Origin of the sequence: Microbacterium sp. MMO-10 (genome assembly GCF_037148715.1) — a bacterium.
In the GTDB taxonomy this organism is placed as follows: Bacteria; Actinomycetota; Actinomycetes; order Actinomycetales; family Microbacteriaceae; genus Microbacterium.
In genome coordinates, this window is sequence record NZ_JBBCSV010000001.1 from 665798 (window position 1) to 680781 (window position 14984).

General features: G+C 65.9%; 14 protein-coding genes. 6 read left to right on the forward strand and 8 right to left on the reverse strand.

What is annotated here, in order from left to right; translation table 11 throughout:
• Nucleotides 1–167: 167 nt before the first annotated feature.
• Both WFJ17_RS03180 and WFJ17_RS03185 read right to left on the reverse strand, forming a co-directional pair.
• On the reverse strand, nt 168–503 hold the full coding sequence (locus WFJ17_RS03180) for a helix-turn-helix domain-containing protein (RefSeq protein ID WP_279072502.1): 336 nt from the start codon (nt 501–503) through the stop codon (nt 168–170).
• A complete protein-coding gene (locus tag WFJ17_RS03185) occupies nt 493–819 on the reverse strand; it encodes a tyrosine-type recombinase/integrase (protein ID WP_275587390.1) in 327 nt (108 codons plus the stop codon). Before WFJ17_RS03185 ends, WFJ17_RS03180 begins: the two co-directional genes overlap by 11 nt.
• Nucleotides 820–845: 26 nt before the next feature.
• Here WFJ17_RS03185 and WFJ17_RS03190 point away from each other — a divergent pair, with 26 nt between their 5' ends.
• The 4 genes from WFJ17_RS03190 to WFJ17_RS03200 all read left to right on the forward strand — a co-directional run bounded on the left by WFJ17_RS03190 (nt 846) and on the right by WFJ17_RS03200 (nt 2655).
• A complete protein-coding gene (locus WFJ17_RS03190; RefSeq protein WP_336633377.1) occupies nt 846–1163 on the forward strand; it encodes a LuxR C-terminal-related transcriptional regulator in 318 nt (105 codons plus the stop codon).
• Nucleotides 1160–1246 carry a hypothetical protein gene (locus WFJ17_RS18675; protein WP_349885370.1) on the forward strand — a complete coding sequence of 29 codons (87 nt, stop codon included), beginning with the start codon at nt 1160–1162 and terminating at the stop codon, nt 1244–1246. The genes WFJ17_RS03190 and WFJ17_RS18675 overlap by 4 nt, the downstream gene beginning before the upstream one ends.
• Nucleotides 1247–1351: 105 nt before the next feature.
• Nucleotides 1352–1792 (forward strand): zinc ABC transporter ATPase, encoded by a 441-nt coding sequence (locus WFJ17_RS03195; RefSeq protein ID WP_336633376.1) that lies wholly within the window; start codon nt 1352–1354, stop codon nt 1790–1792.
• Between the two features lie 77 nt (nt 1793–1869).
• A complete protein-coding gene (locus WFJ17_RS03200) occupies nt 1870–2655 on the forward strand; it encodes a hypothetical protein (RefSeq protein ID WP_101305230.1) in 786 nt (261 codons plus the stop codon).
• Between the two features lie 396 nt (nt 2656–3051).
• On the opposite strand, the gene WFJ17_RS03205 is transcribed toward WFJ17_RS03200, so the two are convergent.
• The 5 genes from WFJ17_RS03205 to WFJ17_RS03225 are packed head-to-tail and all read right to left on the reverse strand — an operon-like array spanning nt 3052 to nt 9778.
• On the reverse strand, nt 3052–3246 hold the full coding sequence (locus tag WFJ17_RS03205; RefSeq protein WP_101305229.1) for a hypothetical protein: 195 nt from the start codon (nt 3244–3246) through the stop codon (nt 3052–3054).
• On the reverse strand, nt 3243–5660 hold the full coding sequence (locus tag WFJ17_RS03210; protein ID WP_101305228.1) for a TniQ family protein: 2418 nt from the start codon (nt 5658–5660) through the stop codon (nt 3243–3245). The genes WFJ17_RS03205 and WFJ17_RS03210 overlap by 4 nt, the downstream gene beginning before the upstream one ends.
• Entirely contained in the window at nt 5660–6838 is a 1179-nt protein-coding gene (locus WFJ17_RS03215; RefSeq protein WP_101305227.1) for an AAA family ATPase, read from the reverse strand. The genes WFJ17_RS03210 and WFJ17_RS03215 overlap by 1 nt, the downstream gene beginning before the upstream one ends.
• Complete coding sequence (locus tag WFJ17_RS03220; RefSeq protein ID WP_336638503.1) at nt 6835–8985, reverse strand: integrase; 2151 nt, start codon at nt 8983–8985, stop codon at nt 6835–6837. The genes WFJ17_RS03215 and WFJ17_RS03220 overlap by 4 nt, the downstream gene beginning before the upstream one ends.
• 34 nt (nt 8986–9019) lie before the next feature.
• The gene (locus WFJ17_RS03225; protein ID WP_336647668.1) at nt 9020–9778 is read right to left on the reverse strand and encodes a TnsA-like heteromeric transposase endonuclease subunit; all 759 of its coding nucleotides are present in this window, start codon (nt 9776–9778) and stop codon (nt 9020–9022) included.
• 272 nt (nt 9779–10050) lie between these two features.
• Here WFJ17_RS03225 and WFJ17_RS03230 point away from each other — a divergent pair, with 272 nt between their 5' ends.
• Entirely contained in the window at nt 10051–10359 is a 309-nt protein-coding gene (locus WFJ17_RS03230) for a hypothetical protein (RefSeq protein WP_336647669.1), read from the forward strand.
• 1 nt (nt 10360) lies between these two features.
• On the opposite strand, the gene WFJ17_RS03235 is transcribed toward WFJ17_RS03230, so the two are convergent.
• On the reverse strand, nt 10361–13945 hold the full coding sequence (locus tag WFJ17_RS03235; protein ID WP_336647670.1) for a YobI family P-loop NTPase: 3585 nt from the start codon (nt 13943–13945) through the stop codon (nt 10361–10363).
• A gap of 470 nt (nt 13946–14415) precedes the next feature.
• On the opposite strand from WFJ17_RS03235, the gene WFJ17_RS18680 reads away from it, so the two are divergent.
• A complete protein-coding gene (locus WFJ17_RS18680) occupies nt 14416–14568 on the forward strand; it encodes a LysE family transporter (protein ID WP_212743478.1) in 153 nt (50 codons plus the stop codon).
• Nucleotides 14569–14984 lie beyond the last annotated feature (416 nt).

Here is a 14984-nt window from a genome sequence, read left to right on the forward strand (position 1 = left end):
GGTTGTTTGAGGAGTGCGAGTTCGAGACGCCGTTGGGTGAGCGGCACGGGTGCGACTTCAGCCACGATCTCAACAAGGCGCTCCACCGGGATCTCCGGCGCGATCGCGTGGACGAGCCCGGCGACCTCAGCAACCCTGGGCTCCTGCGGAGGCTTCGCCACCGCGGCCTACTTCGAGCGCGGGCGACGGATCGTGGCCCGCACGGGCCGCAGATCGCCGATCGCACCCCGCGTCGCCTCTTCACCCACCGCGACCGGGGCCGCAGCCTCCCGGCGGGTGACCTGCACGAGGTCGTCGAGCGAGCACTCCAACGCGTCGCACAGCGCGGCGAGCACGTCGATGCGAACCCGCTGCGGTGCTTGCGTCGCCAGTCGGTACACCTGTTCCCGGGACAGGTCGACGCCCCGCTCCTCGAGCAACGGCTTCAGCTTGGAGGTCTGGAAGATCCCGCGCGAGGCCATCACGCTGCGGAGGTTCCATGCGGTCTCGAGCTCAACGGTCATCTGCTTCTCCTTCGATGAGGGCCTTCAATGCGTCCGCGAGTACCCGGTTCTTGAAGTCCGAGCTGACGGAGGCGTAGATCGAGGTCGTCGAAGCATGCATGTGCCCGACCTGCTCCTGGACGAATCGGTCGGCGTAGCCGAACTCGAGCAGGTGCGTCACGTACGAATGCCGGAGGCTGTGCAGAGTCAGGGCCTTTGACAAGCCGGCCTCGTCCCGCAGCTCCGCGAACCGCCGGTCGAGATAGCCGGCCGACAGTCGGGTGCGGCGTTCCGTCACCCACAGCGCGTCAAGACGGTATCCACGCCACCCGCGCAATTGTCGACGGCGGGCTGCGGAGCCGCGTGATCGTACTCACGACGTTCGACTTGGACGAGTACGCCTTCGGGGCACTCCGCGCGGGGGCGAGTGCGTTCCTCGTCAAAACTGCGACACACCAAGAACTCGTGGACGCCGTACGCGTCGTCGCTCGAGGCGATGCCATCGTGACGCCCCGCATCACACGGCAGCTCATCGACGCCTACACCGGCCGCGACCAGCCCGTCCCGGGCGGACAGGGCCTCTCGGTTCTGTCCCCCCGAGAACGCGACGTTTTCAACGCGATCGCGCTCGGCCTCTCCAACGGCGAGATCAGCCAGGCACTGCATCACCCGCAACGGTGAAGACGCATATCAACCGAATCTTCGCCAAGCTCGGCGTCCGCGACCGCGTGCAGGCTGTGATTCTTGCCCACCAGCTCGGGTAGACCATCGGTGGTCAAGCGAACTGATGCGCGAACGCGACGGGGCTGAGCCCTAGACGCCGCGGTGCCGAAGTGAGACACTTCTCTGTTCTACTTCGGGAGGTCACCATGGGCGACGATGAACCGGCGGTCGATTGGGAAGGCGTCATCCGCGAGATGATCACGCGTGCGACCGAGGCGGCGCCCACCGAACCGGGCGTCTACAAGATGCCGTGCGGTGAGTGTGTGGTCGATTTCTTCATCACCGCTGAGGGCGAGGAACGCTGGCTCGTCGCCGGGGACGACCGCTCCTACACTCGTGAGACCGTCGCGATCGCCCGTCACGGAGACCACCCCTGGGAGCGTCTCTACACGCTCGCTGACGCGGCAAGGGAAGTGGCGCGAGTCGCCGCCGCGAACGGCGGCGACATCGACCGAGTACTCGAGGAGCTGGTCGAAGCAATCGACGACCGCGAGGTCGAGCGGGTGGTGCGTGAGCGGGATGGCATGAGCGGTGAACCGCTCGAGGATCTGGCGGCGCGCTTCGGGGTCGACCTCGATGATCTCTAGGAACATCTACACCCGTCTAGCGAAACGATAGATATCCCTAGATTTCTCGAGGGCCACGCTCATCGAAGGAGGCCGGTGTGAGCCAGTATCCGTGGTTTGACTTCGACCAGGTGGACTTCGTCACCTCGGACCAGCACTTCAGCCACGCACGGATCAGCGAACTCGCCGACCGCCCGTTCGCGACCGTGGAAGAGATGAACGCGGAGCTGGTGCGACGGTGGAACGAGGTCGTGGGACCGGACGACATCGTCCTTCATCTCGGTGACCTCGCGCTCGGACCGATCGAGGAATCTGTCGGGCTGACCGAGCACCTGAACGGGCGACGATTTCTCGTGCCCGGCAACCACGACCGAGTTTCGCCGGCAACACAGTCAAGGCGCGCGATCGAACGATTCGCCCCGCTGTACGAGGCGGCCGGGTGGAGCATACTCCCCGAGGTCATCGAGGGCACCCGCCGCGGGTACCGGATCCTGGCATCCCACTATCCCTACAGCGGCGACTCGCACGGCACCGACCGGCATACGACGCACCGCCCACGCGGCGACGAGGGCGTTCCGCTGCTGCACGGTCACACGCATGCCCGCGATCACGGCCCCCACGGGCACGAGTTCCACGTCGGCGTCGACGCCCACGACTTCACGCCCATCCGCTTCACCGTCATCGACGAATGGATCCGCAGCCTGCCGGACATCGAGACACGACTGCAGGCCGCAACTCGGGAAGCGCGCACCGTGCTCGCCGATATCGTCGGCGGCGAAACCCCGGGCTCGGACGCGCTGTTCTACACACAGGGATACAACGAGCTCGTCATCGTTCTCGAGGAGCTTCTCGCCGCGCTCCCTCCCGACGAGGCGGACGGGTAGCCGGGAACAGGTCGCCGTTCGCGGTGGGGCCGGATCGGAGAGTGCGCGTCTCGGTCCGGTAGCGCACCCATCCCTGCCTTCGCCAATGCACCATCACGAGGCTCCGGACTGCGCGTGACGACCACGCCTCCTCGTGGTCGGCGTAGTCGGGGTCTTGTGCGGCGAGCTCGGTGAACAGCTCGCGGAACGTCGGCGGTTCGCCGTGCTCGCGGGTGTACCGGTGGATGATCTTCACAGCGCGACGCGCCCAGCTCGGCGCGCTCTTCGCTGACGTGAGCTCGGTGAACAGCGGCGCCAGGTGAGGTGCCGACCACGGCTTTTCGGTCCACCCGGAGTTGTTCCACTGCATCGTGTCGGGCTGGAGGACCGGCTCGCCATCCTCGGTAGAGCCGGGGCTCACCGCCGCGCCTCGGGGTCGACGGACGCGCGCAGTGAACCAGCGGGCGTGGTCGGCGGGGAGCTGAGCTCAGTCTGTGACCCGGCGTCCTCCGTCACGGCCATCAGCGCCGCGGTGTACTTCTCCCCTGTCACCTTCATGCGCTCCCGTGCTGCCCGTTGCAGACGACTGGAGGTCCGCTTCTTCTCGGTCATGATGCCTTCTTCTCTTCGGTAGGTGATGTGGTCTGGGTATGGGGGTCGGCGGCGAGGGCGCGATGGAGCTCGCGAGCGAGCCGTTCGCCGAGTGGGGTGAGGCGCATCGGCCTGTTGCGTGCCGCGGCAACGAACAGGCCCCCGCCGACGTCGGCGCCGAGGCTTGCGAGCTGGGCGCTCAGTGAGCTTTGGGTCGTGCGGATGGTCGCCGCGGCGGCGCGCACGTTGTCGTGCTGTGTGGCGATGAGGAATCGGCGCGCGCGTTCGATGGGGTGGCGGCCGACGAGGGCGCGCTGGAGGAGCCGTGACCGGCCGGCCAGTGGGTGAGGGGTGCGGTCGTGTGGGCCGGGTCGCATCGTGATGCCTGCCGCTTGGATGCGGTGCGCGATCGTGGGAGCGCTGCAGCCGACGAGCGCCGCGATCTGTCGCAGCGTCATCCCTTCCTTCTCGTACCGCTCGCGCAGCCAAGCCTCGTCGATGACGAACGTGGTGGGCCGTCCGCGGCGGAGGGTGCTGTTGCCGTCGGCGAGCACACGCGACACCGTCTGCCGCGATACTCCCGTCCGCCGTGCGAGCTCATAGGTGGTCGCGCCCTCACCGTATTGGGCGATGAGTTCGCGGCTGCGAGATGGTGTGTCGAGTGCGCCACGGACGGGTCTGGCCGTCGCCCACTCACCGACGGGGTCGCTGCGGACGGCGGGTTCGATGTGCGTCGACAGCGGGGGCGCCCAGCTGAGTGGCTCGTCGATCCCTCGGCGGAGCAGGAAGGCGCGGCCGATATCGTTCAGCTCGCGGCGCACGGTGTCCGGCAGCGTCTTCGTGAACGTCGTGACCGTCCGCGGAGATATCCCGGCCGCGTCCCATGCTTCCGGTGCGCGTCGCATCGAGTTGCCGGTGATGGCCCGGTAGAGGTGGGCGCGCGCATGGCGGTGTCGGGCGCCGGAGCCGGGTTGGACATTCAGTCGGGCGCACAGCTGCTGCCATTCCTCTTCGGGAAGGAGTTCAGTGCAGTCGAGTCTGCGGCGGCGTGCGTAGTCGATCGGTGTCTCGTGGCTGTCGAGGTAGGCGGCGAGGTTGAGGATCGCCGCGAGGGCGGGCGTCTCCGCGCCCGGCCTCCCGAACTCGCGCATCACATGAGTGACCTGACGAATGGGCGCCGTCGAGTCCAGGAGGGCGAGGGCAGCGGAGTGGGTCAGCCGTGTGCCGGTGAACACGACGGCCGCGGCCAGCGCGGAGGCGGCGACGTCGCCGTTGATGCGGCGTGGGGTGAGCGCGTTCGTCCATTCATCCCAGAGTTGTGCGGGCACCTTCCGTGCCCGCTCTTCCGGGTTTACGTCCGAGGCTGGCGCAGCTTGTAGGAACAGCGTCGGTCGTCGGGTGCGTCCGAGGGACGCGGCGATCAGTCGCTGCAGCTGCGGCGTCTGACCGGTGTACGACGTGCTCACCGCGAGGCGCCCAGCCAGCAGCCGAACCGCACGGTCGGGGTCTTCGAGTGCGGCGATCGCGATCGTCGTACCGACCGCGCCGCCGGCCGCTGTGGGCGGTCCCGCCCACGTCCACTCATGCTTGTCTCGAGGCACCGCCGCGAGGAGGTCCGTTTCCAGCTCTGGCATGTCGAGGTCGCCGCCATCGCAGAGCGTAACTCCTGCGGCGCGGGTGAGGAGACGGATGTCTTCGAGGACGGTGATCGCGGGTTGCGGGGCGTCCGCATAGATCCCGAACCGGCCCTCGCCGGTGGAGAGGATCTGCATCATTCGGCGCTGTGCGTGGAGCGCCGGGTCGGGTGCGGCGATGCGTTCGGGATGCGCGGTGAGGTCGCCGCGGCAGCGGCTCGCGATCGGGCCCGTCCCGGCACCGGCGACGGGATTGTGGCAGTGCCCGGGATGTGGGATCCCGGCGAGCGGGTGCCCGGTGTGACGCGGTGGCTTGTGGCACACCGGGCAGTTGTCGGCGAGGATGCGGCGGTGTCTGACGCACGCGAAGGTGAATGGGAACTGCCACGACATCCGCCACCTGCCTCCGGAGTCCGCCAGGCATTCGGGGCAGTACCGTCCCGCCATCCCGCCGACGGGGCAGCGGAAGCTGATCCGTCCCTGCCGGGTGTAGCGGATCGCGTGGCGTGCGAACCGCATCCGCGTCATCTCCTGGAACTGCGCCGCCGGGATCCCCGTCGACCGCTCCAGCCGGGACGCCTGCTCATCGGTGAGCTCGGTCGCCCACTGCGCGGCCATCCACGATGTCGCTGACACCGCCCTGCCGCCCTCCTGCTCCACCAGGCCGAGCGCGCACGCCATCTCCGCGACAGTCGCGCGGTTCGCGGCCGCCGAGGCCTCCAGCCAGGAGTCGAACGGCTCATCCGGCAAGGGGCGGACCCGGAACGGAAGGACGCGCACGGCACCGGCCGTCTCGCTCATCAGGCGGCCTCCTCGCCGGTCTCTTCGGCGCCGTCGCTCTTCAGTCGGCGTCGGCGCCGCTCACGGCGTGCCCGATCCTCTTGGTCGTGCTTGGCCTGCAGCTCGGTGCGCTCCGTTTCTGCTCCCTCGTCGATGCGGATGTCGTCGAGGAGCTTCCGGTCGATCCGCTCGGCGCCGGTGCGGATGGCGCGGGACGCGCCGCGGCGGATGAGGTCCATGAGCGAGCCGATGTTGCCGGTGGTGCGGGCAAACAGGTACCGCGACATGTCGACGAGCATCCCTTCGTGCGCGTCCGCGAGCACGAGGGCCTGTTCGATGTGCCAGAGCAGGCTGTCCCACTCCTGGCGGGTCTGCTTGGTGCGCAGGCTGTACGGGTCGAGGCTGAGCACGGTCCAGCGGCGGAACGTCTGCGCCATCGCCGCTTCCTTCCCGGTCGCGCCCTCGCCGACGAGGCCGCGTTCGCGGAGCGCGACGCCGGCGAACAGGAAGGTGGCGCTGTACTCGTTGGACAGCCACTTCAGCTGGTTCGCGACCTCGACACCGTCGCGGGTGCGCATCTGGATGAAGTGCAGATCGTCGATGATCACGAGGCGGGTGTCGTGCCGTTCGATGCAGTCCGCGGCCGCCCGCGCCAGATCTCGGCCGGCCATCGAACGGTGCAGGATGCCCGCGGTCGCGGGGTGGGCGTAGAACCCGAGGATCATCATGTGCAGGCCCTTGATCGTGAGGCGCCCTGGGACGGTGATGTGGCAGACCGGGAGGTGGAGGATGTCGCGATCCTCGTCGAGGTACTCGCCCACTTCCGCGATCCGCTGACGGTGGAAGTCGCGCCCGAACGTGTTGACCACCGTCGACTTCCCGAGGGCCGGTGGGGCGTCGAGGGCGGCGGCGGATTTGACCCGGTCGGAGTCCTGCAGGTTGCTGTCCAGGATGTCGCCCAGTTGCAGGTGCACCCCGTGCACCTGCCGGGTGCGCAGCAGGATGTTCGCGTGCCACGCCCGCCGGTCCGCGTTGTACCGCGCGAACTCGTCCGGGCCGAGCGATCCGAGCTGCTCGGTCGTTAGCAACGCGGGCTTATCGCGCGGGGGACGTTCGGCGAAGTCCTTCCATCCCTCGTAGGTCGACAGGCTCCGCTGCCGGCGAGGCGCGTCGTGCTCGCCCGGGACTGTGGCGGTCATTGGATCATCTCCATCGGCTCGAAGTGGTAGTCGGATCGGATCGTGGGCTCGTCGATGTCGTCCTCGTCGTCGTCATCGCCCGTTTCGGGAATGTCGACGCGCTTGCGTGGGTCGCGGACCTCGCCGGTGAGCTCCCGTCCGAGATCTGTGGTGGGGTTCAGTTCGGCCTCGAGCATCCGCTGCACGGTGCGCAGCGACCACACCCCGTCAGCCGCGGGATCCTTCTCGTTGAGCTGCGCGGCCATGCGGGAACTCATCCGCCTCTCCGATGGGGTGAGCGCGCGTCCCGCGCCCCAGTCCTCGAGCAGCTGCGCGGCGACGTCGTCGACCTGAGAGGGGCGACCCTGGCGGATCGCGATCTTCTTCGCGTACTCCAGCGCGTCGAGGCTGAACGGTGTGTCGAAGGCTCCCTTGTGCTCCCACTCGAGGGTGTGCCAGGTGCCGTCCTCGGGGTCGTGGAAGTAGATCTGCGTCAAGTCGTCGGGGTTGACCACGAACGGCCACTCCGTGCCCTTGTCTCGGTGGATCGACCGGGCGCGGTTGCGGTACTTCGCGACCGAGTCTCCGGTGTAGCGCAGCTTGTGGATCTCGACGCCGTAGTGATTGAACTGCCGTTTCACCACCGGCAGCAGCTCGAGGAGAACGCTCCGGTCGATCGGCATCCGCAGTTGCCCGGCAACGGCGAGCCCCTGGTCGTATCTCTCGGCGGGGCTGAGCTTGACGCCGGGGAGGCGGGGATCCTCGAGGGAGTCGTGGGGTCGGAGGTGGTAGACCGTCGCGACCCATTCGCGGATGATCTGCTCCAGCTGCGGGACCGTGTAGACCGCGTCGGCTTCGACGTCGTCGCCGCGGCCGCCGACGTCCGCGCCCTTGTAGCCAGGGAGTTCCTGGAGGAACGTGTCGAGGGTGCGGAAGAACCTCTCGACAGGGCTCTTGTCGGTGGGCTGGTAGACGCGGGCCGGCTGGATGGATATGCCCAGGCGTGCGCACGCGCTGGTCACGTGCTCCGAGAGGTACGGTGCGCCGTGGTCGACGATGATCGTGTCGGGCAGGATCCCCGCACGGACGAACCGCGGGACGCGGATGCGCGTCGGGTCGACGAGCACGGAACCGGCGACACCGTGGAAGGGCCATCGTGCGCTCGTGCCCCACTCCGCGGGAGTGTCGAAGGGTTGGCACGCTTCCATGAGCACGCCGGATACGTCGATGGATTTCGTTGAGCCGGGCGTCAGCCGCATGCCGAGAATGCAGCGGGAGTAGAGGTCGATCGCGACCGTGAGGTCTGCGGCGACCCACTTGCCCGTCACCGGGGCCACGGCGAAGACGTTGAGCGGCGTCGTATCGAGGAGAACGTATTGGCCGGGCGCGGTGGCGTGCAGGCGTCCGTACGGAGCGGGCGGCCGGTTCGCGTTGGAGCGCTTGCGCTTGGTGCTCCCGGAGAAGGTCGCGCGGCCACGGGAGAGCTCGTCGAGGATCTTGTATGCGGCGCTTCGAGAAGGGGCGGCGACGATACCTGGCCCGTGGGTGCGGTCGGCTCGGGCGTTGACTCTCGCGATGATGATGCTTTTCGCGACCTTCGACTCCGGCGTCTGCTCATCGATGACCTCACGTGCCGCCGTGACCCAGCGGTCGTCGAAGTTGACGAGCAGATTGCCCGGCTGCGCCTTGCGGTGATCGATCAGTCCGATCTCGCCGGCATCCTTATACCGCGCCACCCACCTCGCGACGGTCCGGCGACCCTTACCGAGCTCGAGCGCCTTCGCCGCGATCCGCTCCTCGATGCGACGCTCCGGATGGTAGGCGAGCTTCGGTTCGCCCTCACGTGCGATCTCGGCCGCCCCCGACCGGTAGCCGGTGAGGACCTCTCGCACATGATCAGCGCGCTCGGCGGACACCGCGCGGGCCGCGTCGCTGGCATCGGCCCAGACGACACCCAGTGGAGCCGCGTCCTCATCGCGACTGTTTCCGGGGATGCGTGTCGTTCCTCCCTCAGCGCGGGGGCGCAGGAGGTCGATCATCCGCAGGCGCCGAACCTGCCCAGTTCGAGTGCGGACGACGACCGCGCCATCGCAGATCTCCGCAACAGTGCAGGCGTCGCCGTCGTAGACGATATCCACGCCTGGTTTCAGGGTCCACGTGCTGCTCATCGCTATCTCCTTCAAGTGTTGAGGTGGTGGTATCTCAGGCCCGCGTCACGATGCTCGTGGCGCTCAGAAGTCGAGTCAGGTCGGTGCTCAGCCGGCGAGCCCACAGCAGGTGCAGGACGAGCGCGCGTGCTGCGAGACGCCCGCCGGTGACGGGCACGATCGCGCGCACTGCCTCGCCGAACGCCATGGCCGATCTCAGCTCGCCGAGCGCGGCGGTGACGTCGCCGCCGGCGAACTGGAACGACCGGCGGTAGCCGGCAAGGAACTGGACGTTGCGCAGCAACACTTCATCGGGCTCGGATTGGACGCGGTACTCCCACCCGTGCGGTTCGATCACGCGCCGCGACCAGCTCAGCGAGTCACGCACCTTCGGGACGGTGAGCTTCGCGGCGGGCTTCACATCCACCACGCAGACGGTGTGGTCCGCGTGGACCATCAGATAGTCGGGAATGTGGCGACGGCGTGCGCCCTTGTCCTCCCCCTCGAGGAGGAACGGCTGAGAGAGAATCCAGTCGACGCGAGGGTCGAAGTCGGCCAGCAGCAGGTTCGCGTACTCGAGTCGCGACTCGTACCCGACATGCGCTTGCATGGTCGCCGACCAGTAGCTGCCCGAGAAGTGCCGCTGCCCCCGGTACCAGCGGAACTCACGCCACGGGACGGCGGCGTCGAAGACGCTCAATCGAGCTGACTGCAGCGGAACAACGTCCACCTCGCCACCCATTTTGCGAACCATCAGCCCGACATCCGCCTGGCGCGTTCCGCCCCGCGTCTCGAGTTGCTCGCGCGCCGTCATGAAGCCAGCGTGAGGGTCGAATCGGTCCGGGAGAATGCACGCTTCTGCCATAGATTCGCGAATTACGATTCAGGATCGCGCTCTTGATTTCCTGGGCTACTTCGGTATATGCGATTTACGAATACCAATGAATGTGACATTCACTGTAGTCGATGTCATATACACAACAGTCACCGTCAGGGATACAAATATAGGGACCACGAAATCAACGCGCGCAGGCCCGCCTGAACCCCACGTCGGCCGCGTGTGCGACACTCAAGGACATGACGATGTTGGAGCCCATCGCGCCGGAGGAATCCCGGCTCGTCTTCGGCAACAGCTACATGTACAGCGTCATGGTCGAGATCGCGGGCCTGCGCGGCGGGAAGTTCTCATCGAAGACGATCACCGACGCGACGAGACTCTCTCCTGGAATCGTGCATCCGCTGATCCAGAAGCTCCGCCGCGCGAACTTCATCGAGTTCGTGGAGCGCGTGCCTGGAGAGCGGACCATTCTGTATCGGGTCCGCGAGAATCCCTGGTGGAATGCGGCGAGCCAGTACGTCGAAGAGGATCGCGCTACCGAGCGCTCCGCATCGTAGGTTAGTCACCGTTGGGTCTCGGGCGGTGTCGGTATACACGCATGACGCCGTCGACTTCATTGAAGGATGAGACGGCGGTGTCCGAGTCCTTGAGCAACTCCAGGAACGGTGTCGGATCTGGGACGAGCGGAAGATCGACATAAGTGTTTGCGGGCTGAAGAACCTCGGCGTACGCACCGCCGAGTTGGGCCACGTATTGCGGTACGAGGCCGGGCACGGTCGCCACGGATGCGCTGAGCGCAGCGACCTTTGAGCTGGTCGACGCTCCCGACATCTGCATCAACTGTAGAGTTTCGGCTGGTAGGGGCTCGCGGGTCACCTCCGCCCAGGCGCCGAGCGCCTCAAGCACATCGGTTGATCCCCAAGCGGCGTTTCGAGGAATCGCATCAGCAAGCAGAGTCTTGACCCGGGGTGAGACATCGGGATTGCGAAGGAGCGACGCCACCAATGTCGCCGACGCGTTCGACGAAACGATCCAGTCTGGCGCCGTCTGAGACTCCACGACAAATGCTTCCTGTGCGTGCGCGGTGGCGAGAGCTTGGAAGGTGCTAGCGCTGTCGTCGAGCAATCCTGCGTTCATGAGTGCCGTGACAAGATCCGCCTCATCCCCCATCGATCGTGATGCTGGGACCGTGTCTACGAGCTGTCCGGCAAGCGTGACACGAGCGGCGACATCGAGCTCATCCTCAGAGACGAGGCGCGCGGCGAGAGTGATGCGCGCGGTCACGTCGGTCTCTGGCGGGACGGCGAGAGTGGGCGAAGCAGCGAGGTACTCGATCAGAGGAGCGTCCAGGGAGCGTACGGCGATGTAGTTCGTGACGTTCGCGAAGGTGAGGGGGAATCGGTGTGATTCAGCAAGAACGGGAAGCAGCGTCGCCGGCACTGCATTGATGTCTCGGATGAGCATCTCCGCGGGCATCCGCCGCGCGATCTCGCTTGCCGCGCCGGCCCTTGAAAGCTCCGCGGCCTCCATCACATCCACTGCCATGTCAACGTCGGTGATACTCGGGCGGTGGGATGCGTCGATGCTTGACAGGTACGCCTCGAAGTGCACGAGAACGTGGTCGAACGTCGGATCCTCGAGTTGCATGATTGCATCGAGCGCGATGTCGCCCCCGCCGACTGCCACCTCGAGGTTCGGCACATTTACCTCGTAACGGCGCGCGACCACGACAGACCGCTGCGCGGCCGGTGGGAGCGCTCGGATATCTGCGAGACTGACGCCGAGTTGGGTAAGCGCAGCAGTCGCTCGCTGGGGCGTACCGTCAGCACTCAGTTCCGTGAGGCGCCCTGGGTTCTCAGCGAGAAGTCGCTTGACGTCGTCGGGTACCTCGTACTCCAGCTCTGGATTCAAGGACTCGAAGGCGGCGACGACGAGATCGAGCTGATCCGCCGCGACGGCGGGTCCTTCAGTATCGATGAACTTGAAGACCCCGTCCCACTGCGCTGCGACGCGACTGATGAGCGTCGCTGGGAGCCGACCACGCTGCAAATAGCTGCGCATGAAGCCGACGGCGGCGGGGTCAGCAACGGCGAGAGCGGCGATGTTCTTCGCCAACCGACCGTCTTCTCGCGCCAGCAGCTGGTCGTAGATCGCGATGTTGAACAGCCCGGTCGATTCGAACGCGCGCGGGCCGCCGAGCTCGAGCACCGCGTCGACGTCCTTCTCGTCGAGTGGGTAGTCGTGATCCGGGGTGTCTGCTTGCAGGTGTTGGATCACGTAGGTCATCGCGGCTGCAGAGGCAATGACGCCGTAAAACTCGGAAGCGTAGAGTGCGAAGTTCCTATCGATCAGCCCTTCTGCGAGGAGGTCGTGCAGAAGCGGGTCGACGGTGCCGCGGATAAGTCTCGAGGAAGAGTCACTCGTCTGTCGCATCAGCAACTGTTGGAAGTCGGCCGTGCGGTACCACTGCAGCTCAGCGCGCGCATCCTCAGAAGCCGCCGCGGTATCGGCGACGACTTGGTCGCTCCAACGCGCCGGGACGGGCACGCCCAGATCCGCAGCGATCTCGTCAGCGGTGAGCTCGAAAAGAACCTCTCCATTCACGACGACCTGCAGAGCGTGGCCGGAGTCGATTGCCGCTTCCCAGAAGCGGGCAGTACTGAGCGCGGCGGGTGCCCAATCGGCTCCGCCAATTCGATAGGTCGCAGTGTGTCCACGCCTATGTACCCGTGGAAGCCAGCGTTCGACAAGATCTTGGAGCGCAGCGCCAAGTTGCTCAGCGCGCGCATCAGTCGCTGCAATCTGCGTACCCTGCTCACGCAGCGCAGCGAGCGTCGCCGACGCAGTATCCATCCCACTCGCGATGATTTCTCGCGAGCGTCGGTACAGCACGTCCAGCTCACTTGATCCGACCCGGATCAGCTCGAACTGCTTCATATGGGTGTTCTTGTAAGCAACAAGCGCGAACAACCCGCTTGAGGTGAGCCCGCCGAGCTTTCCGCCCGCCAGCACACGAGCGTGGAAGACCCGAAACTCGTTCAGGATGTTGCGCAGAAGCCGCATATCTGTCACGTGCTTCGCCACCACGCGGACCGCCTCGAAGGAGATCGCCGAGTCAACCTCGGCGGCCAGATCGAACAGGAGGTCGGCAGACGAGCGGTGTGTGATGAACGGCACGATCGGGACAACGAGCTCGAAGAACTTGGTTCGCTGCGTCGCCGCATCCGACAGTCCGCGGTCGGCCTGCCACACGCCCGGTGCTGCGTCCGGGCCATCCGGCGTATCGCGCGGCACCTCAAGGTCTTCGAAGATGCTGTCCCGGACAGCGTAAACGAAGTGGACCGGACGCTTTCGAAGTTGTCGCGACGTGTTGAGCACGGTGTTGAGCTCACGCAGAGACGCGTAGATTGTCGGGTCCTCGAACCGGTCCAGGTCCTCAATGATCACGATGTCGCGACGAGTCTTTTCAAAGAAGTAGACGATCTCGTCGAGGTACTCATCGAAGTAGCTGCCACCGTCGGACTCCGCGGTCAGGCTCACCGACGTCGCTGAGGTTCCCAGTTTGTCGATTCGGATCCGGTTGTGCAGGAGCGCCATAACCACGTACGCGATCACGCCGGCGATCAACGCTGCAGAAAGCAGCAATGGGACTCGCATGCCCTCGTTGGCGGGGGCGAGTTGGAACGGTGCTCCCCAACCTGTGATCCATAAGGTGAGTGCTATGAGGACAGCGACCAGCGCGGATGCAACCAGCGTTCGCCCTACTGGCAGCCTGCTGATCCTCTTGAACCTCGATCCCGGGACGCGGCTGGGGCGCTCACGATAGAGCAGCTGCTTGACGATCTCCTTCTGGATGTAGTTGTTGAGGTCGTCACCACGCTCAACACCGACGTCGCTGAGCGACGACAGTGAGATCTCAACCACGCGCTTGCCGAGCTGGTCTCGCACGCCCGCGAGCACGCTACTCTTCCCGCTGCCGTACCCCCCGGTCAACGCGATATTCCATACGCGCGCGCGTCGATCGTCGTCGGTGAGCAGGTCGACGAGCTCGTCGCGATAAGTGCCGTGCTGGTCGCTCACGAACCGTGGAACGAGCGACTCGAGCCTCAGTGGACTGGTCACCGTCTCGCTGGCATCAGTCACACCGAACCCCTCAATCGTCCACAGCAAATGGCAGGGATGCCAAGTGCCTGCCAACTACCCGTGGAATATGTCATTTCGGCGTGGAACCTACACGCCGTGTGGGTTCCCGCTCGAGATGGCATGAACCCCTCGCGATTCCACGGTAGTTGGCAACGGTTTCAGGGCCAGGATTCCACGCGAAATGGCATTTTCCTACAGTTGGTCCGACTCAACTCAGATGCCCGCTTGCGGCAGGCAGATCGACCTAGAGTGTGTTAACGAGTGAGCAGCCGCGCCGTTCAGAGGCGAGGGCGATCGCCGACGGGGCGGCTCACTCTTCTCCTCATCCCGGTGTTGCTCAGCGCGACCGGCGTCCTCGATCTCCGCATTCCTTGGCCGTGGCTCCATGGCGAGTCCGCGGGGGATCGTCCGGTCGAGCACTCACCCCTGAGAGCCCTGTCAAGGTGAGCTGGACCGGGACAGCCGCTGGAGTGCTCTATCTCGCGTGGCTGGCGTCCGCAACCCTGCGCCCCGGCGGCAACGGGCTATTCGAGACACAATCCCACGCGCGCGACTCCCGGTCGAAGCTGTTCCGGATGGGGCTCGTCACCAACCTGCTCAACCCCAAGGCCGCTGTCATGTAACTCGCGATCATCCCGCAGTTCATAGATCACGGGCAGGGAAACACGACCGCTCAGGGATTCGTTCTCGGCGGAGTTCAGATCATCGTCAGGATGATCGTCAACTCCCTCATCGTGCTGGGCGCCGGCACAATCTCCGGATTCGTGTCGACGCGACTCACATGGATCCGGCACCCCGCTCGGCGCAGTGGCGGTCACGCTGGCCAGAGAGGTCCCGCAATGCATCTCGCCCCTGAACCGGGCGATCATGCTGCAGGACCTCCGTGAGACGCCGCTCAGATAGACCGTCCTCCGGAAGCTCGACGAGTACGAATGACCCTTTCTGAAGGGATTGAACAGGACTGTTGTTCTGCACAGATTCTGCTAGGTAGAGTGGGATTCCATCCGACGGAACCCGCCGTCGGTGAACAAAGGAGTTC

Excerpts from the sequence above, each read along its gene's own strand:
- WFJ17_RS03215 (WP_101305227.1), bottom strand. The coding sequence starts at position 6,838 with ATGACCGCCACAGTCCCGGGCGAGCACGACGCGCCTCGCCGGCAGCGG.
- WFJ17_RS03205 (WP_101305229.1), bottom strand. The coding sequence starts at position 3,246 with ATGACCGAGAAGAAGCGGACCTCCAGTCGTCTGCAACGGGCAGCACGG.
- WFJ17_RS03180 (WP_279072502.1), bottom strand. The coding sequence starts at position 503 with ATGACCGTTGAGCTCGAGACCGCATGGAACCTCCGCAGCGTGATGGCC.
- WFJ17_RS03195 (WP_336633376.1), top strand. The coding sequence starts at position 1,352 with ATGGGCGACGATGAACCGGCGGTCGATTGGGAAGGCGTCATCCGCGAG.
- WFJ17_RS03220 (WP_336638503.1), bottom strand. The coding sequence starts at position 8,985 with ATGAGCAGCACGTGGACCCTGAAACCAGGCGTGGATATCGTCTACGAC.
- WFJ17_RS03210 (WP_101305228.1), bottom strand. The coding sequence starts at position 5,660 with ATGAGCGAGACGGCCGGTGCCGTGCGCGTCCTTCCGTTCCGGGTCCGC.
- WFJ17_RS03225 (WP_336647668.1), bottom strand. The coding sequence starts at position 9,778 with ATGACGGCGCGCGAGCAACTCGAGACGCGGGGCGGAACGCGCCAGGCG.